This is a genomic window from Streptomyces sp. NPDC046308, assembly GCF_055588065.1.
Genome location: NZ_JBVJFB010000002.1, coordinates 42,136 through 68,439 on the forward strand (window position 1 = coordinate 42,136; position 26,304 = coordinate 68,439).

The 26,304-nt window shown below is 73.4% G+C and carries 21 protein-coding genes and 1 pseudogene; 8 read left to right on the forward strand and 14 right to left on the reverse strand.

The features are described 5' to 3' along the window. Positions 1-197 precede the first annotated feature (197 nt). The 3 genes from ACZ6JT_RS07655 to ACZ6JT_RS07665 form a co-directional block, all read right to left on the reverse strand. Positions 198-1,658, reverse strand: coding sequence for a glutamate synthase subunit beta (locus ACZ6JT_RS07655; protein ID WP_469208350.1), 1,461 nt, complete (start codon positions 1,656-1,658; stop codon positions 198-200). Further along, the gene (gltB, locus tag ACZ6JT_RS07660; protein ID WP_469209572.1) at positions 1,651-6,189 is read right to left on the reverse strand and encodes a glutamate synthase large subunit; all 4,539 of its coding nucleotides are present in this window, start codon (positions 6,187-6,189) and stop codon (positions 1,651-1,653) included. The genes ACZ6JT_RS07655 and gltB overlap by 8 nt, the downstream gene beginning before the upstream one ends. 384 nt (positions 6,190-6,573) lie before the next feature. Continuing rightward, positions 6,574-7,305 (reverse strand): VIT1/CCC1 transporter family protein, encoded by a 732-nt coding sequence (locus tag ACZ6JT_RS07665; RefSeq protein WP_469208352.1) that lies wholly within the window; start codon positions 7,303-7,305, stop codon positions 6,574-6,576. 259 nt (positions 7,306-7,564) lie between these two features. Here ACZ6JT_RS07665 and ACZ6JT_RS07670 point away from each other — a divergent pair, with 259 nt between their 5' ends. From ACZ6JT_RS07670 to ACZ6JT_RS07700, 7 genes are all read left to right on the forward strand, one after another. Beyond that, a complete protein-coding gene (locus ACZ6JT_RS07670; RefSeq protein ID WP_469208354.1) occupies positions 7,565-8,551 on the forward strand; it encodes an ADP-ribosylglycohydrolase family protein in 987 nt (328 codons plus the stop codon). Between the two features lie 728 nt (positions 8,552-9,279). Next, positions 9,280-10,467: an ADP-ribosylglycohydrolase family protein gene (locus tag ACZ6JT_RS07675; protein ID WP_469209574.1), complete on the forward strand. Its 1,188-nt coding sequence runs from the start codon at positions 9,280-9,282 to the stop codon at positions 10,465-10,467. Next, on the forward strand, positions 10,464-11,609 hold the full coding sequence (locus ACZ6JT_RS07680) for an ADP-ribosylglycohydrolase family protein (protein WP_469208355.1): 1,146 nt from the start codon (positions 10,464-10,466) through the stop codon (positions 11,607-11,609). The genes ACZ6JT_RS07675 and ACZ6JT_RS07680 overlap by 4 nt, the downstream gene beginning before the upstream one ends. A gap of 74 nt (positions 11,610-11,683) precedes the next feature. Further along, positions 11,684-13,264 carry an ADP-ribosylglycohydrolase family protein gene (locus ACZ6JT_RS07685; RefSeq protein ID WP_469209576.1) on the forward strand — a complete coding sequence of 527 codons (1,581 nt, stop codon included), beginning with the start codon at positions 11,684-11,686 and terminating at the stop codon, positions 13,262-13,264. After that, on the forward strand, positions 13,261-14,172 hold the full coding sequence (rbsK, locus tag ACZ6JT_RS07690) for a ribokinase (RefSeq protein ID WP_469208357.1): 912 nt from the start codon (positions 13,261-13,263) through the stop codon (positions 14,170-14,172). The genes ACZ6JT_RS07685 and rbsK overlap by 4 nt, the downstream gene beginning before the upstream one ends. Beyond that, the gene (locus ACZ6JT_RS07695; RefSeq protein ID WP_469208358.1) at positions 14,169-15,362 is read left to right on the forward strand and encodes a CaiB/BaiF CoA transferase family protein; all 1,194 of its coding nucleotides are present in this window, start codon (positions 14,169-14,171) and stop codon (positions 15,360-15,362) included. Before rbsK ends, ACZ6JT_RS07695 begins: the two co-directional genes overlap by 4 nt. Further along, the gene (locus ACZ6JT_RS07700; protein WP_469208360.1) at positions 15,359-16,174 is read left to right on the forward strand and encodes an HpcH/HpaI aldolase/citrate lyase family protein; all 816 of its coding nucleotides are present in this window, start codon (positions 15,359-15,361) and stop codon (positions 16,172-16,174) included. The genes ACZ6JT_RS07695 and ACZ6JT_RS07700 overlap by 4 nt, the downstream gene beginning before the upstream one ends. A 142-nt stretch (positions 16,175-16,316) precedes the next feature. Here the strand turns inward: ACZ6JT_RS07700 and lgt are convergent, their stop codons facing one another. The 11 genes and pseudogenes from lgt to hisI form a co-directional block, all read right to left on the reverse strand. Next, positions 16,317-17,291, reverse strand: a complete 975-nt coding sequence (lgt, locus tag ACZ6JT_RS07705; protein WP_469208362.1) for a prolipoprotein diacylglyceryl transferase — start codon at positions 17,289-17,291, stop codon at positions 16,317-16,319. A gap of 276 nt (positions 17,292-17,567) precedes the next feature. Next, positions 17,568-18,359: pseudogene (locus ACZ6JT_RS07710) on the reverse strand (DsbA family protein); the annotation flags it as partial. 95 nt (positions 18,360-18,454) lie between these two features. Further along, positions 18,455-19,282, reverse strand: a complete 828-nt coding sequence (gene trpA / locus ACZ6JT_RS07715) for a tryptophan synthase subunit alpha (protein ID WP_469208364.1) — start codon at positions 19,280-19,282, stop codon at positions 18,455-18,457. Then, a complete protein-coding gene (gene trpB / locus ACZ6JT_RS07720) occupies positions 19,279-20,550 on the reverse strand; it encodes a tryptophan synthase subunit beta (protein WP_469208366.1) in 1,272 nt (423 codons plus the stop codon). The genes trpA and trpB overlap by 4 nt, the downstream gene beginning before the upstream one ends. 205 nt (positions 20,551-20,755) lie before the next feature. Then, complete coding sequence (gene trpM / locus ACZ6JT_RS07725; RefSeq protein ID WP_469208368.1) at positions 20,756-20,980, reverse strand: tryptophan biosynthesis modulator TrpM; 225 nt, start codon at positions 20,978-20,980, stop codon at positions 20,756-20,758. 9 nt (positions 20,981-20,989) lie between these two features. After that, complete coding sequence (gene trpC / locus ACZ6JT_RS07730) at positions 20,990-21,799, reverse strand: indole-3-glycerol phosphate synthase TrpC (protein ID WP_214932893.1); 810 nt, start codon at positions 21,797-21,799, stop codon at positions 20,990-20,992. A 182-nt stretch (positions 21,800-21,981) separates the two neighbouring features. Beyond that, positions 21,982-22,488, reverse strand: a complete 507-nt coding sequence (locus tag ACZ6JT_RS07735; RefSeq protein ID WP_469208370.1) for a DUF2752 domain-containing protein — start codon at positions 22,486-22,488, stop codon at positions 21,982-21,984. A gap of 75 nt (positions 22,489-22,563) precedes the next feature. Continuing rightward, a complete protein-coding gene (locus ACZ6JT_RS07740) occupies positions 22,564-22,815 on the reverse strand; it encodes an HGxxPAAW family protein (RefSeq protein WP_469208373.1) in 252 nt (83 codons plus the stop codon). 124 nt (positions 22,816-22,939) lie between these two features. Further along, a complete protein-coding gene (locus ACZ6JT_RS07745; protein WP_376618716.1) occupies positions 22,940-23,611 on the reverse strand; it encodes a TIGR02234 family membrane protein in 672 nt (223 codons plus the stop codon). A gap of 14 nt (positions 23,612-23,625) precedes the next feature. Then, complete coding sequence (locus ACZ6JT_RS07750) at positions 23,626-25,149, reverse strand: anthranilate synthase component I (protein WP_469208375.1); 1,524 nt, start codon at positions 25,147-25,149, stop codon at positions 23,626-23,628. A gap of 16 nt (positions 25,150-25,165) precedes the next feature. Next, positions 25,166-25,534: a phosphoribosyl-AMP cyclohydrolase gene (hisI, locus tag ACZ6JT_RS07755; RefSeq protein WP_469208377.1), complete on the reverse strand. Its 369-nt coding sequence runs from the start codon at positions 25,532-25,534 to the stop codon at positions 25,166-25,168. A gap of 91 nt (positions 25,535-25,625) precedes the next feature. Between hisI and ACZ6JT_RS07760 the strand changes: the two genes are divergently transcribed. Continuing rightward, the gene (locus ACZ6JT_RS07760; RefSeq protein ID WP_376618720.1) at positions 25,626-26,258 is read left to right on the forward strand and encodes a TIGR03085 family metal-binding protein; all 633 of its coding nucleotides are present in this window, start codon (positions 25,626-25,628) and stop codon (positions 26,256-26,258) included. Positions 26,259-26,304 lie beyond the last annotated feature (46 nt).

The window sequence follows — 26,304 nt, forward strand, 5'->3', positions numbered from 1 at the left end:
GCAGTGCCCGCACTCCGCGAAAGAGCGTAGTCCTCGCCGCGACGCCGGAACAACGGAACGCATTGATATGACCACAGAACGCCACCGCGCCCGCCACCCCTGGTCGGGGACGTGGCGGGCGCGGTGTCGGAGTTCCGTACGCCGTTGTACGGACCGTATGAGGGGTCCCGCCCCGAAGGGCGGGGGTGCTGCGGGTGTTACACCGTCAGCGAGCGGTCCGTCGGCTTGACCGGGTACGGGAGGGCACTGGTGCCGGTCAGGAAGCGGTCCACGCCGCGGGCGGCCGAGCGGCCTTCCGCGATGGCCCAGACGATGAGCGACTGGCCGCGGCCCGCGTCGCCGGCGACGAAGACGCCGTCGACGTTGGTCGCGTAGGAGGCGTCGCGCTCGATGTTGCCGCGGGCGTCCAGCGCCAGGCCGAACTGGTCGACCAGGCCGTTGGCCTGGTCCGTGCCCGTGAAGCCCATCGCCAGGGTGACCAGCTGGGCCGGGAGGACCCGCTCGGTGCCCGGCTTCTGCTCCAGCTTGCCGTCCTTGAACTCGACCTCGACGAGGTGCAGCGCCTGGACGTTGCCGTCCTCGTCGCCCTCGAAGTGGGTGGTGGAGACGGAGTAGACCCGCTCGCCGCCCTCCTCGTGCGCCGAGGTGACCTTGTAGAGCATGGGGAACGTCGGCCAGGGCTGCCCGGTGGGGCGGTCCTCGGACGGCTTCGGCATGATCTCCAGCTGCGTGACGGAGGCCGCGCCCTGGCGGTGGGCGGTGCCGACGCAGTCAGCGCCGGTGTCGCCGCCGCCGATGACGACCACGTGCTTGCCCTCGGCGGTGATGGGGGGCGCCATGAAGTCGCCCTCCTGCACCTTGTTCGCGAGCGGCAGGTACTCCATCGCGAAGTGGATGCCGTTCAGCTCGCGGCCCGGGACCGGGAGGTCGCGGGAGACCGTGGCGCCCGCCGCGATGACCACCGCGTCGAACCGCTTGCGCAGGTCGGTGGCGGTGATGTCGCGGCCGACCTCGATGCCGGTACGGAACTTGGTGCCCTCCGCGCGCATCTGCTCGATGCGGCGGTTGATGTGCACCTTCTCCATCTTGAACTCGGGGATGCCGTAGCGCAGCAGGCCGCCGACGCGGTCGGCGCGCTCGTACACCACCACGGTGTGCCCGGCCCGGGTCAGCTGCTGGGCCGCGGCGAGGCCCGCCGGGCCGGAGCCGATGACGGCGGCCGTCTTGCCGGAGAGGCGCTCCGGCGGCTGCGGGGTGACGTTGCCGTTGTCCCAGGCCTTGTCGATGATCGAGACTTCGACGTTCTTGATCGTGACGGCGGGCTGGTTGATGCCCAGCACGCACGCCGACTCACACGGAGCGGGGCACAGACGGCCCGTGAACTCCGGGAAGTTGTTCGTGGCGTGCAGGCGCTCGCTCGCCGCCGACCAGTCGTCGCGGTAGGCGAAGTCGTTCCACTCGGGGATCAGGTTCCCGAGCGGGCACCCGTTGTGACAGAACGGGATGCCGCAGTCCATGCAGCGGCCGGCCTGCTTGCTGATGATCGGGAGCAGCGAGCCCGGAACGTAGACCTCGTTCCAGTCCTTCAGCCGGTCGGCGACAGGACGCGTGCAGGCGGTCTCGCGCGGGGTGGTGAGGAAGCCCTTCGGGTCAGCCATGGGTCGCCGCCTCCATCATCTTCTCCGTGGTCTCGGATTCCGAGAGTCCGGCGAGCTCAGCGGCGTCCTTGGCGGCGAGCACTGCCTTGTACGTGGTGGGGATGATCTTGCTGAAGCGGTCCGCCGAGACGGACCAGTCGGCCAGGAGCTTCGCGGCCACGGTCGAGCCGGTCTCCTCCTCGTGGCGGCGCACCACATCGTGCAGCCACTGCTTGTCGGTGTCGGACAGGGCCTCGACCGCGCCCGCGTTGCCGACGTTGACGTTGTTCGGGTCGAGGTCGACGACGTACGCGACGCCGCCCGACATGCCGGCCGCGAAGTTGCGGCCCGTCTCGCCGAGGACGACCGCGGTGCCGCCGGTCATGTACTCGCAGCCGTGGTCGCCCACGCCCTCCGAGACGACCAGGGCGCCGGAGTTGCGGACGCAGAAGCGCTCGCCGGTGCGGCCGCGCAGGAACATCTCGCCGCCGGTGGCGCCGTAGCCGATGGTGTTGCCGGCGATGGTGGAGTACTCGGCGAGGTGGTCGGCGCCGCGGTCCGGGCGGACCACGATCCGGCCGCCGGAGAGGCCCTTGCCGACGTAGTCGTTGGCGTCGCCCTCCAGGCGGAGGGTGATGCCCTTCGGCACGAAGGCGCCGAAGGACTGGCCGGCCGAACCGGTGAAGGTCAGGTCGATCGTGTTGTCGGGCAGACCCGCGCCGCCGAACTTCTTGGTGACGTGGTGGCCGAGCATGGTGCCGACGGTCCGGTTGATGTTGCGGATCGCGACCTGGGCGCGGACCGGCTGGGCGGCCTCGGCGGACTCGGCGTTCAGCGCGTCGGCCGCGAGCTCGATCAGCTCGTTGTCGAGGGCCTTCTCCAGACCGTGGTCCTGCTCGATCAGGGCGTGGCGGACCGCGCCCTCGGGCAGCTCCGGCACGTAGAAGAGCGGCTCCAGGTCGAGACCCTGCGCCTTCCAGTGCGTGACGGCCTTCGTCGTGTCGAGGAGCTCGGCGTGGCCGACGGCCTCCTCGATCGTACGGAAGCCCAGCTCGGCGAGGAGCTCGCGCACCTCCTCCGCGATGAACTCGAAGAAGTTGACGACGAACTCGGGCTTGCCGGAGAAGCGCTCGCGCAGGACCGGGTTCTGCGTGGCGATGCCCACCGGGCAGGTGTCCAGGTGGCAGACGCGCATCATGACGCAGCCGGAGACGACGAGCGGCGCGGTCGCGAAACCGAACTCCTCGGCGCCGAGCAGTGCGGCGATGACCACGTCGCGGCCGGTCTTGAGCTGACCGTCGGTCTGGACGACGATGCGGTCGCGCAGCCCGTTGAGCAGCAGGGTCTGCTGGGTCTCGGCGAGGCCGAGCTCCCAGGGGCCGCCCGCGTGCTTGAGCGAGGTGAGCGGGGAGGCACCCGTACCGCCGTCGTGGCCGGAGATCAGGACGACGTCCGCGTGCGCCTTGGAGACGCCCGCGGCGACCGTGCCCACGCCGACCTCGGAGACCAGCTTCACGTGGATGCGGGCGACCGGGTTGGCGTTCTTGAGGTCGTGGATCAGCTGAGCCAGGTCCTCGATGGAGTAGATGTCATGGTGCGGCGGCGGGGAGATCAGGCCGACGCCCGGGGTGGAGTGCCGGGTCTTGGCGACCCACGGGTAGACCTTGTGGCCGGGCAGCTGGCCGCCCTCGCCGGGCTTGGCGCCCTGCGCCATCTTGATCTGGATGTCGTCCGCGTTGACCAGGTACTCGGAGGTGACGCCGAAGCGGCCGGAGGCGACCTGCTTGATCGACGAACGCCGCGCCGGGTCGTACAGGCGGTCCGGGTCCTCGCCGCCCTCACCGGTGTTGGACTTGGCGCCCAGCTGGTTCATGGCGATGGCGAGGGTCTCGTGCGCCTCCTTGGAGATGGAGCCGTACGACATCGCGCCGGTGGAGAAGCGCTTGACGATCTCGGAGACCGGCTCGACCTCGTCGATGGAGATCGACGGGCGGTCGCTCTTGAAGCCGAACAGGCCGCGGAGCGTCATCAGGCGCTCGGACTGCTCGTTCACGCGGTCCGTGTACTGCCGGAAGATGTCGTACCGGCGGTTGCGGGTGGCGTGCTGGAGGCGGAAGACCGTCTCCGGGTCGAACAGGTGCGGCTCGCCCTCACGGCGCCACTGGTACTCGCCGCCGATCTCCAGCGCGCGGTGCGTGGCCGCGATGCCGGAGACGGGGTAGGCCTTGGCGTGGCGGGCGGCCACCTCCTTGGCGATGACGTCCAGGCCGGCGCCGCCGATCTTCGTGGCGGTGCCCGCGAAGTAGGTGCCGACGAAGTCCTCGTTGAGGCCGACGGCCTCGAAGACCTGGGCGCCGCGGTAGGAGGCGACGGTGGAGATGCCCATCTTGGACATGACCTTCAGGACGCCCTTGCCGAGCGCGTAGATCAGGTTCTTGATGGCCTGCTCCGGCTCCAGGCCGGTCAGGAAGGTACCGGCGCGCAGGAGGTCCTCGACGGACTCCATGGCCAGGTACGGGTTGACCGCGGCGGCGCCGTAGCCGATCAGCAGCGCGACGTGGTGGACCTCGCGGACGTCACCGGCCTCGACCAGCAGGCCCACCTGGGTGCGCTGCTTGGTGGCGATGAGGTGGTGGTGCACGGCGGAGGTGAGCAGCAGCGACGGGATCGGCGCGTGCTCGGCGTCCGAGTGGCGGTCCGAGAGGACGATGAGGTGCGCGCCGTTCGCGATGGCCGCGTCGACCTCGCCCCGGATCTCCTCGATCCGCGCGGCCAGCGCCTCGCCGCCGCCGGAGACCCGGTAGAGGCCGGAGAGCGTGGCGGCCTTCATGCCCGGCATGTCGCCGTCGGCGTTGATGTGGATGAGCTTGGCCAGCTCGTCGTTGTCGATCACCGGGAAGGGCAGGGTGACGCTGCGGCAGGACGCGGCGGTCGACTCCAGCAGGTTGCCCTGCGGGCCGAGCGAGGACAGCAGCGAGGTGACGAGCTCCTCGCGGATGGCGTCCAGCGGCGGGTTGGTGACCTGCGCGAAGAGCTGGGTGAAGTAGTCGAAGAGCAGCCGGGGGCGCTCGGACAGGGCCGCGATCGGGGAGTCCGTACCCATGGAGCCGAGCGGCTCGCCGCCCGTACGGGCCATCGGCGCGAGGATGACGCGCAGCTCTTCCTCGGTGTAGCCGAAGGTCTGCTGGCGGCGGGTGACCGAGGCGTGGGTGTGCACGATGTGCTCACGCTCGGGCAGGTCCGACAGCTCGATCTCGCCGGTCTCCAGCCACTCCGCGTACGGGGCGGCGGCGGCCAGCTCGTTCTTGATCTCGTCGTCCTCGATGATCCGCTTCTGGGCGGTGTCGACGAGGAACATCTTGCCGGGCTGCAGGCGGCCCTTGCGGACGACCTTGGCCGGGTCGATGTCGAGCACGCCGACCTCGGAGCCGAGGACGACGAGGCCGTCGTCGGTCACCCAGTAGCGGCCGGGGCGCAGACCGTTGCGGTCGAGGACCGCGCCGACCTGGGTGCCGTCGGTGAAGGTGACGCAGGCCGGGCCGTCCCAGGGCTCCATCTGGGTGGAGTGGTACTTGTAGAACGCGCGGCGGGCCGGGTCCATGGAGGTGTGGTTCTCCCACGCCTCCGGGATCATCATCAGCACGCTGTGCGGGAGCGAGCGGCCGCCGAGGTGGAGCAGCTCCAGGACCTCGTCGAAGGAGGCCGAGTCGGAGGCGTCCGGGGTGCAGATCGGGAAGATCCGGTCCAGCACGCCGTCGCCGAAGGCCTCGGAGGCCAGCTGGGACTCGCGGGCCTTCATCCAGTTCCGGTTGCCCTTGACCGTGTTGATCTCGCCGTTGTGGGCGACGAAGCGGTACGGGTGGGCGAGCGGCCAGGACGGGAAGGTGTTCGTGGAGAACCGCGAGTGGACCAGCGCGAGCGTCGAGGCGAAGCGACGGTCGGAGAGGTCGGGGAAGAAGGGCTCGAGCTGGCCGGTGGTCAGCATGCCCTTGTAGACGATGGTGCGCGCGGAGAGCGACGGGAAGTAGACCCCGGCCTCGCGCTCGGCGCGCTTGCGCAGCACGAAGGCCTTGCGGTCCAGCTCGATGCCCGTCGTCCCGTTGCTCACGAAGAGCTGGGAGAAGGCCGGCATGGTGGCGCGGGCGCCGTTGCCGAGCAGGTCCGGGGTGACCGGGACCTCGCGCCAGCCGAGGACCGTGAGGTTCTCCTGGGCGGCGATGGCCTCGATCTGCTCCACGGCGACGGCCTGTGCGGTGCCGTCGGCGGGGAGGAAGGCGATGCCGACGGCGTACGCGCCGGCCTCGGGGAGCTCGAAGCCGGCCACCTCGCGCAGGAACGCGTCCGGGACCTGGCTGAGGATTCCGGCGCCGTCGCCCGAGTCCGGCTCGGAGCCGGTCGCGCCGCGGTGCTCGAGGTTCCGCAATACGGTCAGGGCCTGCTCAACGAGAGTGTGGGTGGCCTCGCCGGTGAGGTTCGCCACGAATCCGACGCCACAGGCGTCCTTCTCGTTGCGCGGGTCGTACATGCCCTGCTGGGCGGGGCGACCGTCCATGGGCGACCAGGCGTTGGTGCTGGGGCCGGTCGCGGAGTGCGTGGATGCGGAACGCATCGGCTCTCCCGTCGTCGTCGTGGCATATGTGCATAGCCGAGGGACGACGTTGGCCCTCTGCGAAATTTCGTGCAGATTACATGATGACGACAATCCCGAGAAGCGGATATGCCATTCCAGCATGCGGACACTGCGCGAAGCAGAAAGAGGGGACTTTCGCGGCGTTCCACGAACGCAGACCGACGCAGCACGAGGCGAAGGTCCCGGATGCAGGGCGGGCATCGTTGCCCGGAGTCCTGGACTGATTCCCGGCGGACACGGGATCGAAACCGCCGAGTAACGGACTACTTATGTGGTGCGCTGCATAGTGTCTCACTCCGAGGCCGGTCAGCCTATGGCTCCGCCGATCCAGGTTCCCAGGATGTACGTCACACCGGCGGCCGCGCCACCGAGGACGAGCTGGCGCAGACCGCTGTACCACCAGGACCGGGCGGTGACCCGGGAGACGACCGCGCCGCAGGCGAAGAGGCCGACCAGCGCGAGCAGCACCGCGGGCCACAGGGCGGTGGCGCCGAGCAGGTACGGCAGTACGGGGAGCAGCGCGCCCAGCGCGAAGGAGCCGAAGGACGAGACCGCGGCGACGATCGGCGAGGGCAGGTCGTCGGGGTCGATCCCGAGCTCCTCGCGGGCGTGGATCTCCAGCGCCTGCTCGGGGTCGCGGGACAGCTGCTTGGCGACCTCGCGGGCGAGCGCGGGCTCGACGCCCCGGGAGACGTAGAGCTCGGCCAGCTCCTCCATCTCGTCCACCGGGTGCTTGCGCAACTGCTGGCGCTCTATGTCCAGTTCGGCGAGGACCAGTTCGCGCTGCGAGGCGACGGAGGTGTACTCGCCGGCCGCCATCGAGAAGGCGCCGGCCGCGAGGCCCGCCAGTCCGGTGATGACGATGGTCTGCGGGGCGACGGCGCCGCCGGCCACGCCGGTCATCAGGGCGAGGTTGGAGACGAGCCCGTCCATGGCACCGAAGACGGCCGGCCGCAGCCATCCGCCATTGACGTCGCGATGGGTGTGGTTGTCCCGGTGCGCGGTGTGCAGCGGTGCTTCGATGTCGATGATGGACATGTTGAGATACCTCCCCATTTGTGCCAACGGGTGCCGCGAGACACCCCGCTCCCCCCGAACACCTCGAAACTACGCACGATTTCCGCCGCCCGCCAGCAAGGAAGGCCGTACTTACCTGCGGTTTTGCGGGTCGGCGACCGGGTGACGACCGGCTTCGCGGGGTGTTTTGCGACGAGCGACAAACCACATGCCATGGCACAAATCCCCCAAGGGCTCATGATGAGCCCCATCCAATGTGGAGAGGCGCGCCATGGAGCCGGTGAAGCTGATTGCATGCGATCCGCAGGTCCTCCTCGAACGGGCCAGGGGCGCTCTCCTCGGGCTCGCGGTGGGCGACGCGCTGGGCGCCCCGGCGGAGAACATGAAGCCGTCGGAGATCCGGGCGAAATGGGGCCGCATCGAGGGCTTCGTGTCGGAGGACCCGGCGGGCACGGACGACACCGAGTACGCGATCTTCTCCGGGCTGCTGCTGGCCCGCCATGGCTCGGCGCTCACGGTCTCCCACGTGGAGCGGGCCTGGCACCACTGGATCGCGGACCTCGACGAGGGCCCCTTCCGGGGCGCGGGCTTCTCGGAGCGCGGCACGCTGGAGAACCTGCGCCGGGGGCTCGCGGCCCCCATCTCCGCCCAGCACCGGCACGCGTGGTCGGACGGTCTCGCGATGCGGGCGGCCCCCTTCGGCGTCTTCGCGGCGGGCCGGCCCGCCGAAGCGGCCCGGCTCGTCGCCATCGACGGCTCGGTCAGCCACGACGGCGAGGGCATCTATGGCGGCCAGGCGGTGGCGGCGGGCGTGGCGGCGGCCATGGCCGGCGGCAGCCCGGCGTCCGTCGTCTCCGCGGCCCTGTCCGTGATCCCGTCCGACTCCTGGACGGCCCGCTCCCTGCGCCGGGCGGTCACCACCGCCCCGCGCGGGGAACGGGCCGTGCGCTCGGCGGTGGTCATCGGCGGCTACCCGTGGACGGACCTGGCACCCGAGGCCGTCGGCCTCGCCTTCGGCGCCTTCGCCGCCTGCCGGGGCGACTTCCCGTCCTCGGTCCTGACCGCGGTCAACATGGGCCGTGACGCGGACACCACGGCGGCGGTGGCGGGCGCCCTCGCCGGCGCGATGTCGGGCGCCGCCGAGATCCCCGCCGCCTGGTCCTCGGCCATCGGCCCGGTCCGCGGCAGCTGCCTCCCCTCGATGCGGGGCTACCACGTCCTCGACATCGCGGACCTCCTCACCCCCGAATACGAGGCCCCCCGATGACGCCCCCCACCCCGCCTCCTGTCCCAGGACCACCCGAAGCCCCCGAGGACCGCCCCCCAACCGCAGCCAAAGCCGCCACCCGGGCGGCCGAGCCCCTGGCCGGGGCCGCAACCGTGTCCGGAGCCGGGGCCGGGGGCAGCCCCCTGACCGGGGCCCCGGCCGGAGCCGAGGCCCGCGCCCTCGCCGGGGGCGGCCTCCAGGTTGGGGCCGGAGCCGGGCCTTTGGCTTGGGCCGGAGGCGTAGCCGCGGCACCCCCGGCCGGGGCCGGGCCCCTGGCCGGGGCCGGAGCCGGGGCCGGGGGCAGCCCCCTGACCGGGGCCCCGGCCGGAGCCGAGGCCCGCGCCCTCGCCGGGGGCGGCCTCCAGGCTGGGGCCGGAGCCGGGCCTTTGGCTTGGGCCGGAGGCGTAGCCGCGGCACCCCCGGCCGGGGCCGGGGGCCGAGCCCGCGCCGGGGCCGAAGCCGAGGTGTCGACCGGGGCCCGTGCCCTGCCCGGGGGCGAAGCCGGAGCCGGAGCCACAACCGGGGCCGGGCTCCTGGCCGGGGCCGAAGGCGTAGCCACAACCGGGGGCGGGCCCCTGGCCGGGGCCGGGGGCGTACCCACAACCGGCGGCGGGCCGCTGGGCGGGGGTGGGGCGGTGGTTGGGGCTGCGGTCACCGTCGGGTGGGGTGGGGGGGTGGGCTTCGGGGTGGTCGGCGCAGGGCCCGGGCTCCGGATCGCCGGGGTCCGGATCGTCGAGCTGCCCCCGGCGCCCGCCAGGCCCGCCGAGCCCCCCGCAGGGGCCCGGCGGATCGAGGGGCTGCTGCTCGGGCTCGCCGCAGGCGACGCGGCCGGGTGGCCCGCCGCCCGCCACCGCGCCAGCCGGATGCCCGAGTGGACCCGCCGCCTCACCCGCGAGCTCGACACCTTCGCCGAGCAGAACGCCACCACCACCCTCCCCGTCCCCATCGCCCTCAACCAGCCCCCCGAACCCCTGCGCCTCGGCCCGTCCGACGACGCCGAGTGGGCCGCCTTCGCCGCCGAGTCCGTGCTCACCGCCGCCGGCGTCCTGCTCAGCGACCTCTCCCGGTCCCGCCGCATGCGCGCCGCGATCGACCTCGCGTGGAACGCCCTGGCCTCCGAGGTCGCCGCGGCAGCGGAACGCGCGCCCGAGGTCGAGTCCGCCGTCCTCCCCCTGCGCGCCCGGATCTCCGTACGCGCCGGCCTCGGCAACCTCGCCACCGGCCTGCGCCCGCCCGCCACCGGCCACGACAACCCGCACTACTTCGACGACGCCGCCTGCGTCCGCGCCTGCGTGCTCGCCGTCGTCCACCCGGGCGACGCCGCGGCCGCCGCCGACCTCGCCGAGTTCGACGCCCGCTACACCCAGGACGGCGACGGCGTCCACGGCGCCCGTGCCATGGCCGCTGCCATCGCCACCGCCCTCACCACCGCGGACGTCGACGCCGCCGTGGAGGCCGCCCTCGCCCAGCTCCCCGAGGCCACCGAGATCGGCCGCAACGCCCGTCACGCCGTCAACCTCGCCCGTACCCGCACCGACGGCGGCGGCGCCTTCGCCATCGTCCCCATCCTCGAACACGAGATCGTGGACCACGTCTACAGCTACGGGATCGCCGCCGCCGAGACCGTCCCCGTGGCCCTCGCCCTCGCGACCGCCGCCCGCGGCAGGGTGACCGAGGCCGTCCCGGCGGCCGCCTGCCTGTCCCGCGTCGCGGACTCCGCCCCCGCCCTCGCCGGCGCCCTCACCGGCGTGCTCGGCGGCGGCGATTCGATCCCCGCCGCCTGGCGCGAGGCCTGCCGCACCCTCTCCGGCTGCGCCCTCCCCCGCCTCGCCGGCACCGACCTCGTGGAACTCGCCGCGCTCCTCGCGCGCACGGAACTCACCTCACCCAAACCTCAGGGGATGATTCGGACATGACGCTCACGTTGGAGGACCGGGCCTGCGGCGCTCTCGTCGGAGCCGCCGTCGGCGACGCGCTCGGCGGCCCCGTGGAGGGCTGGACCCCGGACCAGATCGTGGAACGGTACGGCGGCCGCGTGCACGGCATCGTCGGCCCGTGGCACGAGAACTGGCGCACGGCCCGCCCCATCGCCCCGTACCACAAGGGTGACGGGCACGTCACGGACGACACGTTGATGACGCACGCGCTGGTCCGCGTGTACGAGGCCGTACGCGACCACCTCGACTCCCACGCGATCGCCGAACACCTGGTCCCGGACCTCATGAACAACCCGCGGTGGATCCCCGAACTGGAGGCCGAGGCACTGCCGTTGCAGCGGATCTTCCTCGCCGAGAAGTGGATCGTCACCCGGCTGCACTACGCGCACGTCGACCCCCGCGAGGCCGGCAGCGGGAACATCGTCAACTGCGGGGCCGCGATGTACATGGCTCCGGTGGGCCTCGCCAACGCGGGCAACCCGGCGGGCGCGTACGCGGAGGCGCTGGACATCGCCGGCGCGCACCAGTCCTCGTACGGGCGGGAGGCGGCGGGCGTGTTCGCGGCGGCGGTGGCGGCCGCGTGCGTGCCCGGCGCGACGGCCGCCTCGGTGGTGGACACGGCCCTGTCCCTGGCCAAGGACGGCACGCGCGCCGCGATCGCCGCCGTCCGCGAAGTGGCCGCCGGCCACCGGGACTTCGAGTCGGCGCTGGCCCCGCTGCGGGCGGCCGTGGCCCCGTACGACTCGGTCGGCCCGGACTACCGCGCCCCCTCGCTCGGTGCCCGCCGCCCCTCCCGACTGCACTCCATCGAGGAACTGCCGATCGCGCTGGGCATGCTGCTGGTCGCGGACGGCGCGTACGAGCCCTCGGTGCTCGGCGCGGTCAACTACGGCCGCGACTGCGACTCCATCGCCACCATGGCGGGGGCGATCGCCGGGGCCCTCGGCGGCGAGGCCGTGGTGCCGGCCGTGTGGGCCAAGCAGGTCGCCGAGGCCAGCCGCCTCGACCTGCACGCCCCGGCGCTGGCCATGGCCGCCGTGGCCCGGGAGGTCTTCGCGCTCGACCGGGACCGCCGCCGGGCCCACGAGTCGGCCTTCACCTCGATCTCGGCCCCGCGGTGACGGCGTCCGCGGCCTGCGCCCGGGACTGCGTCCGGCTCACGTGGGCCCAGCCCGAGGACCTCGTCGGGCACGAGCTGCGCCAGGCGGCCGAGGACGGCCGGAACCCGGAGCCGGCCCGGCGCGCCTGGCTGGCGGCGGGCGGCAGCCCGGCCCCGGACCGCGCCGGCGCCTCCCCGAACCCGGCCCCGCCGGAGCTGCGGGCCCTCGCGGTCGGCCTGCTGGACGAACTCGCCGCGCAGAAGTCCCCCCTGTCCGCCGCCGAACCCCAGCCCTGGCGGGCGATCGTCGCCGCCTGTCCCGACTGGCCGCGCCGCACCCCCACACGCCGAGGCGCCACCCGCCCCGGCACCCCGCCCACCGAACGGGACCCGGCCCCCGCCGGGCAGGACGCGCATCCCTGCGCGGACGGCCCGGCCCCGCGCGCGGGCGCCCCGGCCACCGAGCGGGACCCAGCCCCCGCCGCCCGTGACGCACGGCCCCGGCCGGAGGCCGCCGGACAGGTCCGGTCCCCCGGCGGAGGCGGCCCGGGCGTCTCGGCGGCAGAGCGGAACCCCGCCCGGGCCGGGCACGACCCGGACCCGGACCCGGAGGTGGACCCGGAGCTGCGGACCCGGCTGGAAGCCGCCTGGCTCGGGCGGGCCGCCGGCTGCCTGCTCGGCAAGCCCGTCGAGAAGCTCCCCCTGGAGGGGATCCGGGCGCTGGCCCGCGCCACCGGCAACTGGCCGCTGAACGACTGGTTCAGCGAACGCGGCGTACCGCCGGAGGTACTGGCCGCCTACCCCTGGAACCGCCGCTCCGCCCCCACCTCGCTCGCCGAGAACATCGACGGCATGCCCGAGGACGACGACCTCAACTACCCCCTGCTCGGCCTGGTCCTCCTCCGGCGCCACGGCAAGGGCTTCACCACCGCCGACGTCGCCCGCCTCTGGCTCGACGAACTGCCCGCAGGGCGCACCTTCACCGCCGAGCGCGTCGCGTACCGCAACCTCCTGCTCGGACTGGAGCCGCCCGCCACCGCCACCCACCACAACCCCTTCCGTGAATGGATCGGCGCCCTCATCCGCGCCGACGTCCACGGCTGGACCAACCCGGGCGACCCGGCGGCCGCCGCGGCCCAGGCCTACCGGGACGCCACCCTCACCCACACCGGCAACGGCGTCTACGCCGCCCTCTTCGTCGCGGCCGCCACCGCCGAGGCCGCCACCGGCCGGGCCGACGTCCACACCGCGCTCCGGGCCGGGCTGGCCGTCGTACCGCCCCGCTCCCGCCTCGCCGAGGCCGTCCGCCTCGGGATCCGGGCGGCCGCGGACGAACCGGACTTCGACCTCGTCGTCGACCGGCTGCACGCCCGCTACGGGCACTACCACTGGGTGCACGCCGTCCCCAACACGGCCCTGCTCGCCGCCGCCCTCACCCACGCCGACGGGGACTTCACCCGTTCCGTCTGCCGCGCCGTGTCCGGCGGCTGGGACACCGACTCCAACGGGGCCACCGCCGGCGCCCTCGCCGCACTGCTCGCCGGCTCCCCCGGCGCCCTCCCGGACCGCTGGACCGCCCCGCTCAAGAACCGTCTCGCCACCACCGTCCCCGGCTTCGACGGCATCGGCTTCGACACCCTCGCCCACCTCACCGCACAGGAGGCAGCACGCTCATGACGGCAATCGCCGTGCTCGGCAGTACGAACATGGACCTCGTCGCCTACGTCCCCAAGGCCCCCCGCCTCGGGGAGACCGTCACCGGCCGGTCCTTCCGCACGGTCCCCGGCGGCAAGGGCGCCAACCAGGCCGTCGCGGCCGCCCGCTCCGGCGGGGAGGTGGTGATGATCGGCGCGGTCGGGACGGACGAGTTCGGCGTACGGCTGCGCTCCGCGCTCACCGCCGACGGGATCGACACCGCGGGCCTGCGGACCGTCGAGGGCGCGAGCGGCACCGCCCACATCACCGTGGACGACGAGGGCGGCAACAGCATCATCGTCATCCCCGGCGCCAACGCCCGCGTCACCGGCCTGGAGGCCGGGGACGAGGCCCGGATCGCCGCCGCCGGCGCCCTCCTCCTCCAGCTCGAACTCCCCCTCACCGCCGTCCTGGCCGGCGCCCTCGCCGCCCGCGCGCACGGCGTCCGTACGGTCCTCACCCCGGCCCCGGCCCAGCCCCTGCCCGCCGAACTCCTCGCCACCACCGACCTCCTCGTGCCCAACGAGCACGAGGCGGCCGCCCTCACCGGCCTCACCGACCCCGGCCAGGCCGCCGAGGCCCTGCTCCACGACGTGCCCGAGGTGGTGATCACCCTCGGCGCGGCCGGAGTCCTGTACGCCGCCCGCGGCCGGGAGTCCCTCACCGTGCCCGCGCCCCGGGTCCGGGCCGTGGACACCACCGCCGCCGGGGACACCTTCGTCGGCGCGCTCTCCGTGGCCCTGGGCGAGGGCCGGCCGATGCCCGAGGCGCTGCACTGGGCCTCGGCGGCGGCTGCGCTGTCCGTCCAGCGCCCCGGTGCCCAGGACTCGATGCCGACCCGCCCGGAAACCGACGCCTTCGCCACGGCGCGGCCCGGGGCCGCCTCGTGACGACCACCGGGCCCCTGGAGGGGCTGCGCGTGCTCGACCTGGCCACCCTCTTCGCCGGGCCGCTCGCCGCCACCCTGCTCGGCGACTTCGGCGCCGAGGTGGTCAAGGTCGAGCACCCCGGCATCCCCGACCCCTCCCGCGGCCACGGCCCCGCCAAGGACGGCATCGGCCTGTGGTGGAAGCTGCTCGGCCGGAACAAGCGGACGATGACCCTCGACCTGTCGGCCCCGGGCGGCCGGGACACCCTGCTGCGCCTGGCCGCCACCGCCGACGTGGTCATCGAGAACTTCCGCCCCGGCACGCTCGAGAAGTGGGGCCTCGGCTGGCCCGAGCTGTCCGCCGCCAACCCGCGCCTCGTCCTCGCCCGCGTGACGGCCTTCGGCCAGCAGGGCCCGTACGCCCACCGCCCGGGCTTCGGCACCCTGGCCGAGGCCATGAGCGGTTTCGCCGCGATCACCGGGGAACAGGACGGGCCGCCGACCCTGCCCCCCTTCGGGCTCGCCGACTCGATCGCGGCGCTGACCACCGCGTACGCGGTGATGACGGCCCTGGCCGGGCGCGACCGCACCGGGCACGGCCAGGTCGTGGACCTGGCCATCATCGAGCCGATCCTCACGGTGCTCGGCCCGCACCCGCTCTGGTACGACCAGCTCGGCTACGTCCAGCCCCGCACCGGCAACCGCTCCGCGAACAACGCCCCCCGCAACACCTACCGCAGTGCCGACGGCCGCTGGCTGGCGGTGTCCACCTCGGCCCAGTCCATCGCCGAGCGGGTCGTACGGCTGGTCGGCCGGCCGGAGCTGATCGCGGAGCCCTGGTTCGCGACGGGCGCGGGGCGGGCCCGGCACGCGGACGTCCTGGACGACGCCGTCGGCGGCTGGATCGCGCGGCACAAGGCCGAGGAGGTCGTCGCCGCCTTCGAGGACGCCGAGGCGGCCGTGGCCCTCGTGTACGACATCCGGGACGTGATGGCCGACCCCCAGTTCGCGGCCCTCGACACGGTCACCGAGATCGAGGACCCGGAGCTGGGCCCCCTACGGATGCAGAACATCCTCTTCCGGCTGTCCGAGACCCCCGGCGGGATCCGCTGGGCCGGCCGCCCGCACGGCGCGGACACCGACGAGGTCCTGACCGAGCTCGGGCTGACCCGGGCCGAGATCTCCGCGCTGCGGACCGAGGGGGCCCTGTGATCCTGACCTGGCTGTACGCACCCGGCGACCGCCCGGGGGTGGTCGCCAAGGCCCTCGGCTGCGGGGCGGACGCCGTGATCGTCGACCTGGAGGACGCGGTGCCGGCCTCCCGCAAGGAGTACGCCCGCGCCGCCACCGCCGAACTGCTCGGCGAGCGGCCCGCGGTCCCGGTGCACGTCCGCGTCAACGCCCTGGACTCCCCCTGGGGCAGCGCCGACCTCAACGCGCTCGCCGGGCTGCACGGGCTCGCGGGGCTGCGGCTGCCCAAGATCAGCGCCCCCGAGCAGATCGGCGCCATCGCCGACCGCACCGGCGGGGTCGGCCTGCACGCGCTGCTGGAGTCGGCGCTGGGCGTGGAGCGCGCGTACGAGATCGCCCGCGCGCACCCCGCCCTGCGCGGGCTCTCCCTCGGCGAGGCGGACCTGCGGGCCGATCTGGCCGTCAGCGCGGAGGCGGGCCTGGACTGGTGCCGGTCGCGGGTGGTGGTGGCGGCCCGTGCGGCGGGGCTGGCGCCGCCGGCCCAGTCGGTGTTCCCGGACATCCGGGACCTGGAGGCGCTGGCCGGCTCCTGTGCCCACGGCCGGTCCCTCGGCTTCTTCGGCCGGGCGGCGATCCACCCGCGCCAGCTGCCGGTGATCGAGCGGGCCTATCTCCCGGCGCCGGAGGAGGTCGACGCGGCCGTGGAGGTCCTGAGCGCGGCACGGGCCACGCCGGGGGCGCTGGCGCTGCCGGACGGGCGCTTCGTCGACCCGGCGGTGGTGGCGGGCGCGCACCGCACCCTTGCGCTCGCCGCGCGCATGGCCGCCCGCTGACCGCTGCCCGGCGGCCTTCCGGGCTCCGGCCCGCACCCCGGGCCGGTACCCGCCGCGAGCGCGTGCCGCGCCACGTCTCGGGGCTCCGCCCCGAACCCCGCGCCTCCAACGCCGACGGGGCTGGAGGGTGCGGCCGGTTCGGTCAGAGCTTGCCCGGCTCCGGGGCCTTGGCCTCCGCCTTCGCCTCCGCCTTGGCCTCGGTGTCCTTCGTCCCGGCCTTGGCTTCGGCCTTGGTCAGGGACGGGGCCTTGGCCTCGTCGGTGGCCTCGGCGGGGGCTTGCGCGTCCTCGCCCTCGGCGCCCGGGGCGTCCGGTTCGACCACCGTTTCCCGGCCCGGCCGCAGCTTCGCCGACAGCACCAGGTAGACCACGGCCAGGACGAAGACGACGATCGAGGTCCAGACGTTCAGCCGCACGCCCAGGATGTGGTGCGCCTCGTCGACCCGCATGTACTCGATCCAGCCGCGGCCCACGCAGTACGCGGCGACGTACAGGGCGAAGGCCCGTCCGTGGCCGAGCGTGAAGCGGCGGTCGGCCCAGATGACCAGCAGCGCGACGCCGACGCACCACAGCGACTCGTACAGGAAGGTCGGGTGGTAGGTGCCCGCGTCCCGGTTCGGGCCCGCGGTGATCTCCACCGCCCACGGCAGGTCGGTGGCCCGGCCGTACAGCTCCTGGTTGAACCAGTTGCCCCAGCGGCCGCAGGCCTGGGCCAGCGCGATGCCGGGGGCCAGGGCGTCCGCCCAGGCCGGCAGGGGGATCCCGCGCAGCCGGCAGCCGATCCAGGCGCCCACCGCGCCCAGCGCGATCGCGCCCCAGATACCGAGGCCGCCCTCCCAGATCTTGAAGGCGTCGACCCAGTTGCGGCCTTCGCCGAAGTACAGCTGGTAGTCGGTGATCACGTGGTAAAGGCGACCGCCGACGAGGCCGAAGGGCACCGCCCACACGGCGATGTCCGCGACCGTGCCCGGCTTGCCGCCGCGCGCGATCCAGCGACGGTTGCCGAGCCAGACGGCGACGAAGACGCCGATGATGATGCAGAACGCGTAGCCGCGGAGCGGGATCGGTCCGAGATGGATCACGCCGGTCGACGGACTGGGGATGTAAGCAATGTCCATGGCAGACATGACGCTACCCTGCCGGGCGGTGCGGACGGCAACCCGCCCGGCAAGACGAAACCAAATCCAGACATGGACCAGCCGGTAACCGGTGCTCCGTCAGTCCCCCGCGGAGCCGTTCGAGGAGCTGGTGGAGGAACTGGTCGACGAGCGGTTCGCGGAACCGCCGCCCGCCGTCCTCGTGGCCGACGGCGAGGCCTTCGCCCCGGACTTCGTCCCGGATCCGGTCGACGGCGAGGCCTTCCCGGCCCCGGTTTCCGCGCCGGTTCCGCCGGAGCCCTTGGCCGCGGCCTCCACCTGCTCCTTCAGCTTCTGCGGGGTCACCGGATGGGCCTCGTCGGCGAAGATGTTCTTGCCGTCCAGCAGCACGGTGGGCGTGCCCCGGAACTTCCCGGCGGTGAACGCCTCGTGCGACTTGCCCACCCAGCTGTTGTGGGTGCCCTTCTCGACGCAGGAGCGGAACTCGGGGGTGTCCAGCCCGTTGACCTTGCCCGCCAGTTCCAGCAGCCTGGCGTTCTTGCCGTAGGCGTCGTCGACTTCCTGCGGCTGGTTCTGGAAGAGGACGTCGTGGTACTCGGTGAACTTGCCCGCGTCCTGCGCGCAGGCCGCGGCGTTCGCCCCCTTCAGCGAACCGCTGCCGCCCATGTTCCCGTCGATGAGCGTGACCAGGTGGTAGTCGACCTTGAGCAGGCCCTTGGCCTCCAGCTCGTGGATCGTGTCGCGGTAGTTGTCCTCGAAGGACTTGCAGGCGGGGCAGCGGAAGTCCTCCCACACGGTGAGGGTGGACCTCGCCTCGGGCTTGCCCGTCTGGATGGCGAGGGCGTCCTTGCCGGTGGCGCCGGAGGGGGCGACCACCGGGCCCGCCTTGGAGCCGCCGCTCTTGCCGGTGTTGGCCGCGATCACGCCGACGACGGTCGCCAGGCCGAGGACGCCGACCACCGCCGACGCCACGATGAGGGTCCGCCGGCGCTTGTCCCGGGTCTTCTGCCGCTGGCGCTCCTCCTGGAGTCGCTCCCGGGCCGATCGTTTCGTCGCATCGCGGTTCGCACCGTCGCTCTTCTCGCTCACGCTCCGCCAAACGAAGCAGGGAGGCACTCGCGTGCCTCCCCGCCCACCATTCCACCCGATCGGACTACAGAACCCGATCGGGTGTCCGGTTTGTCTCAGCCCCTGCGGACCCCCTGCGCGAGCTCGCCCGCGAGCGCCCGTACGGCGTCCAGTCCGGCCGGCAGGTCCGGCGCGTCCAGCAGGAGCTTCACGAAGGCCGAGCCGACGATCACCCCGTCGGCGAAGCCGGCGACCTCCTTGGCCTGGGCGGCGTTGGAGACGCCGAGGCCGACGCAGACCGGGAGGTCGCTGGTGGCACGGGTGCGGCGCACCAGGTCCGCGGCCTGGTTGCCGACGGACTCGCGGGTGCCGGTGACGCCCATCAGCGAGGCGGCGTAGACGAAGCCGGAGCCGGCCGCCGTGATGGTGGCCAGCCGCTCGTCCTTGCTGCTGGGGGCGACGACGAAGACGGTCGCCAGAGCGTGCTTCTCGGCGTGCTCGCGCCACAGCGCGGACTCCTGCACCGGCAGGTCCGGCAGGATGCAGCCGGCGCCGCCCGCCGCCGCGAGCTCGGCCGTGAACCGCTCGACGCCGTAGCGGTCGATGGGGTTCCAGTACGTCATCACGAGGACCGGGGCCCCGGTGGCCTCGTGGGCCTCGCGGACCGTACGGAACACGTCGGCGATCCTGACTCCGCCGCGCAGGGCGATGTCGTCGGCGGTCTGGATGACCGGCCCGTCGAGGACCGGGTCACTGTGGGGCAGGCCGATCTCGACGACGTCCGCGCCCCCGGCGATGACGGCCTTGACCGCCTCGATGCCGCCGTCGACGGTCGGGAAGCCCGCGGGGAGGTAGGCGACGAGGGCGGCGCGGTCCTCGGACTTCGCCTTGGCGAGGGTGGCGCTCAGCAGCTCGATGTTGCCGCGTCCGTGCGTGGAGCTCACTTGTCGTCCCCCTCGGAGAACTCGTTGTCGGCGACTTCACCGTCGGTGTCGTACAGGTCGAAGTAGCGGGCGGCCGTGTCCATGTCCTTGTCGCCGCGGCCGGAGAGGTTGACCACGATCAGACCGTCCTTGCCCAGCTCCTTGCCGAGGTCCAGGGCCCCGGCGAGGGCGTGCGCGGACTCGATCGCCGGGATGATCCCCTCGGTGCGCGACAGCAGCCGCAGGGCCTGCATCGCGGCGTCGTCGGTGACCGCGCGGTACTCGCCGCGGCCGGAGTCCTTGAGGTAGGAGTGCTCGGGGCCGATGCCCGGGTAGTCCAGGCCGGCCGAGATGGAGTACGGCTCGGTGATCTGGCCCTCGTCGTCCTGGAGGACGTACGAGCGGGAGCCGTGCAGGATCCCGGGCTCGCCGGCGGTCAGCGTGGCCGCGTGCTCGCCGGTCTCGACGCCGTGCCCGGCGGGCTCGAAGCCGACCAGGCGGACGCCCGTGTCCGGGATGAAGGCGTGGAAGAGGCCGATGGCGTTCGAGCCGCCGCCGACGCAGGCCGCGACGGCGTCGGGCAGCCGGCCGGCGCGCTCCAGGATCTGCCGGCGGGCCTCGACGCCGATGACCCGGTGGAAGTCGCGGACCATGGCCGGGAAGGGGTGCGGGCCGGCGACCGTACCGAAGAGGTAGTGGGTCCGGTCCACGTTGGCGACCCAGTCGCGGAACGCCTCGTTGATGGCGTCCTTCAGCGTCCGGGAGCCGGACTTCACGGCGATGACCTCGGCGCCCAGCATGCGCATGCGGGCGACGTTCAGCGCCTGGCGCCGGGTGTCGATCTCGCCCATGTAGATCACGCACTCGAGGCCGAAGAGCGCGCAGGCGGTGGCCGTGGCCACGCCGTGCTGGCCGGCGCCGGTCTCGGCGATGACGCGGGTCTTGCCCATGCGCTTGGTGAGCAGCGCCTGGCCCAGCACGTTGTTGATCTTGTGCGAGCCGGTGTGGTTCAGGTCCTCGCGCTTGAGGAAGATCCGCGCGCCGCCGGCGTGCTCGGCGAAGCGGGGCACCTCGGTGAGGGCGCTGGGGCGGCCGGTGTAGTGGACCATCAGGTCGTTGAGCTCGGCCGCGAAGGCCGGGTCGCCCTTGGCCTTCTCGTACTCGACGGCGACCTCGTCCACGGCGGCGACGAGCGCCTCCGGGATGAACTTGCCGCCGAAGTCGCCGAAGTAACCCTCGGCGTTGGGAACGTGACCCTCCGGGTCCGGAATGAAGAACTCGCTGGACATGTGCCAGTGCTCCTACGGGTGCGAGATGCGGCGGGTGGATTCACCGTATGGCGCCGCCCGCAAGTACCGCGCACACCCCGCTGGGGGATGTCGCGCGTACGGTCGCGGAACGGCCCGCGTCCGGAGCCGGCGGCTCGGACGGCAGGCCGTACGGGACCTGCGCGCGGCGCGGTACGTCTCGCGTACCGGGCCGCGGCGGCCCTCGTTACAGCGCGCCTCCGCGGCGCCATCGCATGCCGTTGACCTGACCGGGCTCGGAGCCGATCACGTACCGGACCCGCCGCCCGTGCACGCGACGGGCCGGGGCGCGGCAGCCGCGGGGGCGGCAGCCGCGCGCCAGGGGCGCGTGCGCCGTCGGTACGCCGACCGGGCCGCGGCGGACTGCCGGCGGCGCGGACTGCGTACGGACGGAGGGCGGGACGCGGGTCATGGGGACGGGTCAGCTCCGCCCGTGGCGCAGGGCGGGGTGGGCGCCGGCGGCGACGAGGTCGGCCACGGCCGCCTTCGGGTCGCGGCCGGTCACCAGGGACTCCCCGACGAGGACGGCGTCGGCGCCCTCGTTGGCGTAGGCGATCAGGTCGTGCGGCCCGCGGATGCCGGATTCGGCGACCTTGACGATGTGGGCCGGGATCTCTCCGACGACGCGCTCGAAGGTGGAGCGGTCGACCTTGAGGTCCTTGAGGTTGCGGGCGTTGACGCCGATGATCTTGGCGCCGGCGGCGACCGCGCGCTCCACTTCCTCCTCGTCGTGGACCTCGACGAGCGGGGTGAGACCGATGGACTCGGCCCGCTCGATGAGGGAGACGAGGGCCTCCTGTTCCAGGGCCGCGACGATCAGCAGCGCGAGGTCGGCTCCGTAGGCACGGGCCTCCCACAGCTGGTACGCCGTGACGATGAAGTCCTTGCGCAGGATCGGGATGTCCACGCGGGCGCGGACGGCCTCCAGGTCGGCCAGCGAGCCGCCGAAACGACGCTGCTCGGTGAGGACGGAGATGACCGCCGCACCGCCCGCCTCGTAGTCGGCGGCGAGCCCGGCCGGATCCGCGATCGCGGCCAGCGCGCCCTTGGAGGGGCTGGAGCGCTTGACCTCGCAGATCACCTTGACGCTGTCGCCGCGCAGGGCAGCGACGCCGTCCTTGGCCTGGGGCGCCTTGGCGGCACGCTCCTTGAGCTCGTCGAGGCTCACGCGGGCCTGCCGTTCGGCAAGGTCTTCGCGGACCCCTTCGATGATCTCGTCGAGCACACTCACGCGAGCGGCCCCCTTCCGGGTCGATGACGGTCGGCCGCCTTGCAGACACGTACAACTGCAAGGTCGGCAATTCAAATGGTATCCGCAGCAGGCCTGGCCCTCCGCACGTGGTTGACGGCGTCCCAGTACCTGGACATCCGGAACCCGGCGTTCATATGGCCTGCTCACAGGGCCGGGGGAGCTCAGGGGGCCAGCATCGAGCCGAAAGAAAGATTTCGGGCGACGACGAAGACCAGGGCCAGCGCACCGAGCCCCCACCAGTACGGCGCCCGCATCACGATCCTGGGGACGGGGCCGCCGCGGAAGGCGCGGACCAGCCACAGGGCCATGAACCCGGCGAAGACGAAGTAGCCGGCGACGGCGAGGGCGTTCGCGCCGAGGGCCGTGACCAGATCGCCGTGGGCGAACGCGTGCGCGCTGCGCAGGCCGCCGCAGCCCGGGCACAGGACTCCGGTCAGCCGGAACAGCGGGCAGACCGGGTAGTGGCCCGGCTCGTTGGGGTCGACGGTGCCCACGTACGCGAAGGCGGCGACGGCGCCGGCCAGGTAGGAAGCCGGGACGGCGAGCCTGCGGGCCCGGGACCGCGGGGGCACGGGAGGGGCCGGGGGCACCTGGTGCGCCGGGGGTGTGCCCGGCGGCGTGACATCGGGGGTGCGAGAGGCGTCCACCCGCTGATTCTCTCCGGTCATGACAAAAGGCGCAGCCCGGCGGGGCCGCGCCTTTCGGCTGAGCTGCGTCTCGTCGCGCATCCCGTTCGGTCGCGCTCAGACCTTGGCGGGGACCTTGCCGGCGGCGATGACCTCGGCGAGGTCCTTGTGGGCGGCCTTCGGCGCACCCATGCCCGCGGCCTTCATCGCCATGCCCACGACACCGCCGAGCGCGACGACGACGAGACCGGCCCAGAAGCCGAGCGGGTTCGCGATCACCATGAAGGCGCCGGAGATGCAGAAACCGATGAAGGCGATGATGACACCGGTCCAGGCGGCCGGGGTGTGTCCGTGGCTAGTGCCCGCCATGAGTTGCTCCTCGTTGCTCTGTCGCGCTGCTGTGTCGAACGTGCGGTCTGTCTCGAACGCTCGGTGCTCATTGTCCCGCACCGTGGGGCCCGGCCGTCCAGTGGGGGTCGGGTCGGCGGGCCGGTCAGGCGCGCGGGTCGGTGGTCGGGTCCTCGCCCCGGTCCAGAGCCTTCCACAGATCTTCCGGCCGGTCCGGATCCACCGCCGCGACAGTCCGCGTCCGGGGGCTGCCGTCACGCTCGTAGCGGCCTCCCATCGAGGGCCAGCCCCGGCCGAAGCGCAGCGCCAGCAGTCCGGCGGCCAGGATCAGGACGGCGCCCGCGGCCGTGACGTAGGGCCACGTCGTCTGGGTCAGCGCGGCCGCGTGCGCGGCGCTGTCCGCGGTCGTACGGGCGGCCTCCGCGTCCAGGGCGCGCCGGCCGTCCGAGCCGAGGAGCGCGGACAGCGCCGCGCCCAGGCCGCTGAGGGCCAGCAGGCCCGACACCAGCAGACGGCTCCTGCCGCGCACGGCGAAGACGGCGACCAGCGCGGCCAGGCCCACGATGGCCAGGGCGGCCGGGAGCCCGGTGACGGCCCGGCCGTCGGCGGCCAGCTGGAGCGAGTCACCGCCGATGGCGGTGGTGCCCCGGGCCCAGGTCCGGCCGGAGGCGAGCAGGACGACGGTGGCGCCGAGGGCGCCCAGCAGCAGCGCGGCGGCCACGCTGCGGCGGGCGCCGCGGCCGTCGGGAGCCTCGGGCTCGGACGGCTCGGACGCGGCATCGTTTCGGGGCGGGGGTACGGCACTCACGTACCCCACTATCCCCTACGCCCTCAGGAGCCGTGGAGGCGGTTCGCCGCTGCCACCGCGCGCAGCACCGCGGCCGCCTTGTTGCGGCACTCCCGGTCCTCCAGCTCGGGCACCGAGTCGGCGACGACACCGGCGCCGGCCTGCACGTACGCCGTGCCGTCGCGCAGCAGCGCGGTGCGGATCGCGATGGCCGTGTCGGAGCCCCCGGCGAAGTCCAGGTAGCCCACGCAGCCGCCGTAGAGACCGCGGCGGGAGGGCTCCAGCTCCTCGATGATCTGCATGGCGCGGGGCTTGGGCGCGCCGGAGAGGGTGCCGGCCGGGAAGCAGGCGGTGAGCACGTCGAAGGCGCTCCTGCCCTCGGCGACGCGGCCCGTGACCGTCGAGACGATGTGCATGACGTGCGAGTACCGCTCGACGCTCATGAAGTCGACGACCTCGACGGAGCCGGGCTCGCAGACCCGGCCGAGGTCGTTGCGGCCCAGGTCGACGAGCATCAGGTGCTCGGCGCGCTCCTTGGGGTCGGCCAGCAGTTCCTCGGCGAGCTCGTGGTCCTCCTGCGGGGTCGCGCCCCGGTGGCGGGTGCCGGCGATGGGGTGGACCATGGCCCGCCCGTCCTCGACCTTGACGAGCGCCTCGGGGCTGGAGCCGACGACGTCGAAGCCGTTCTCGAAGCGGAAGAGGTACATGTACGGCGACGGGTTGGTGGCCCGGAGCACGCGGTAGACGTCCAGCGCGGAGGCCCGGCACTCGGTCTCGAACCGCTGCGAGGGCACCACCTGGAAGGCCTCGCCGGCCCGGATCCGCTCCTTGATGTCCTCGACGGCCGCCTGGTACTTCTCGCCGCCCCACAGGGCGGAGAACTCGGGGAGCTCGGAGGCGGGCAGCGGGGCCGGGGTGTACGGGGCGGGCCGGGCGAGGTCGGCCTCCATCGCGTCGAGCCGGGCCACGGCGTCCGCGTGGGCCTCGTCCACGCCCGTGTCGAGGTCGTTGTGGTTGATCGCGTTGGCGATGAGCTGGACGGTGCCGTCCCAGTGGTCCAGGACCGCCAGGTCGGAGGTGAGCAGCATGGTCAGCTCGGGCAGTTCGAGGTCGTCGGCCGTGTGCTCGCCGATCCGCTCCAGCCGGCGCACGATGTCGTAGCCGAGGTAGCCGACCATGCCGCCGGTGAAGGGCGGCATGCCCTCCGCCGGATCGCCCGTCAGGGCACCTCCCACGCCGCCGGGCGTAGGGGGAGTGTGCAGGGCCTCGACGGTGGCGCGCAGGGCGGCCAGCGGGTCGCCGTCGGTGGGCACGCCGACGGGCGGGGTGCCGATCCAGTGCGCGCGGCCGTCCCGGGCGGTCAGGGTCGCGTCGCTGCGCACGCCGATGAAGGAGTACCGGGACCAGGAGCGGCCGTTCTCGGCCGACTCCAGCAGGAAGGTGCCGGGGCGTTCGGCGGCCAGCTTGCGGTAGAGCCCCACCGGGGTGTCCCCGTCGGCCAGCAGCTTGCGGCTCACGGGGATGACGCGGCGGTCGGCCGCGAGCTTGCGGAACGTCTCGAGATCCATTGCGTGGGGACCCTACCTAGTCGGCTGCGCGGAGGAGGACATCGTCGTCGAAGCAGGTGCGGGCCCCGGTGTGACAGGCGGCTCCGACCTGGTCGACCTTGACGAGCACGGTGTCGGCGTCGCAGTCGAGGGCGACGGACTTCACGTGCTGGAAGTGGCCGGAGGTGTCCCCCTTCACCCAGTACTCCTGGCGGCTGCGGGACCAGTAGGTGCAGCGGCCGGTGGTCAGGGTGCGGTGCAGGGCCTCGTCGTCCATCCAGCCCAGCATGAGCACCTCACCGGTGTCGTACTGCTGGGCGATGGCCGGGACCAGTCCGTCGGCGGAGCGCTTGAGCCGGGCGGCGACGGCGGGATCGAGGGAGCCGGGGCGGGGGGACGTACTCATACGGCCATTGTGCCGGGCCGGGAGGGGGGTGATGATCCGCGTCCGCCTGATGGGCGGGCGCTCGGCGGGTTCCGGCCGTAGGCTGGCCTGCATGTCTACCCATGCGAAGCGTGAACGCCTGTTGCTGGCGGACCTGTTGGAGGCGGCCGGACCGGAGGCCCCCACGCTGTGCGACGGCTGGACCTGCCGGGAGCTGGCCGCGCACGTCGTCGTCCGGGAGCGGCGGCCGGACGCGGCGGGCGGGATCCTGCTGAACGTGCTGAAGGCCCGCCTGGACAAGGCCATGGAGGAGTACGCCGCCAAGCCGTACGAGGAACTGATCCAGCTGATCCGCACCGGCCCGCCGCGGATGTCGGTGTACGCGCTGAAGCAGATCGACGAGGCGGCGAACGCGGTGGAGTTCTTCGTCCACGCGGAGGACGTCCGCCGGGCGCAGCCGGACTGGTCCCCGCGGGAACTGGACCCGGTGTTCTCGGACTCGCTGTGGTCGCGCCTGGAGAAGATGGCCCGCCTGACGGGCCGCCGCTCCCCGGTGGGCCTGGTCCTGCGCCGCCCGAACGGCCAGACGGCGGTGGCGCACAAGGGTGCGCCGGTGGTGACGGTCACGGGCGAGCCGGGCGAACTGACCCTGTTCTGCTTCGGCCGGCAGGACGCGGCCGACGTCTCCCTGGACGGGGAGAAGGAGGCGGTCGCCAAGCTGACGGTGGCGAAGCTGGGCATCTGACCCGGCGGGATTGCTTCCAGCCCCGGCGGCGGGTGCGGCGCGGGTC

Coding starts and splice junctions, on each gene's coding strand:
- ACZ6JT_RS07655 (WP_469208350.1), bottom strand. CDS start 1,658: ATGGCTGACCCGAAGGGCTTCCTCACCACCCCGCGCGAGACCGCCTGC.
- gltB (WP_469209572.1), bottom strand. CDS start 6,189: ATGGACGGTCGCCCCGCCCAGCAGGGCATGTACGACCCGCGCAACGAG.
- ACZ6JT_RS07665 (WP_469208352.1), bottom strand. CDS start 7,305: ATGTCCATCATCGACATCGAAGCACCGCTGCACACCGCGCACCGGGAC.
- ACZ6JT_RS07680 (WP_469208355.1), top strand. CDS start 10,464: ATGACGCTCACGTTGGAGGACCGGGCCTGCGGCGCTCTCGTCGGAGCC.
- rbsK (WP_469208357.1), top strand. CDS start 13,261: ATGACGGCAATCGCCGTGCTCGGCAGTACGAACATGGACCTCGTCGCC.
- lgt (WP_469208362.1), bottom strand. CDS start 17,291: ATGGACATTGCTTACATCCCCAGTCCGTCGACCGGCGTGATCCATCTC.
- trpB (WP_469208366.1), bottom strand. CDS start 20,550: ATGTCCAGCGAGTTCTTCATTCCGGACCCGGAGGGTCACGTTCCCAAC.
- trpM (WP_469208368.1), bottom strand. CDS start 20,980: ATGACCCGCGTCCCGCCCTCCGTCCGTACGCAGTCCGCGCCGCCGGCA.
- ACZ6JT_RS07735 (WP_469208370.1), bottom strand. CDS start 22,488: ATGACCGGAGAGAATCAGCGGGTGGACGCCTCTCGCACCCCCGATGTC.
- ACZ6JT_RS07740 (WP_469208373.1), bottom strand. CDS start 22,815: ATGGCGGGCACTAGCCACGGACACACCCCGGCCGCCTGGACCGGTGTC.
- ACZ6JT_RS07750 (WP_469208375.1), bottom strand. CDS start 25,149: ATGGATCTCGAGACGTTCCGCAAGCTCGCGGCCGACCGCCGCGTCATC.
- hisI (WP_469208377.1), bottom strand. CDS start 25,534: ATGAGTACGTCCCCCCGCCCCGGCTCCCTCGATCCCGCCGTCGCCGCC.
- ACZ6JT_RS07760 (WP_376618720.1), top strand. CDS start 25,626: ATGTCTACCCATGCGAAGCGTGAACGCCTGTTGCTGGCGGACCTGTTG.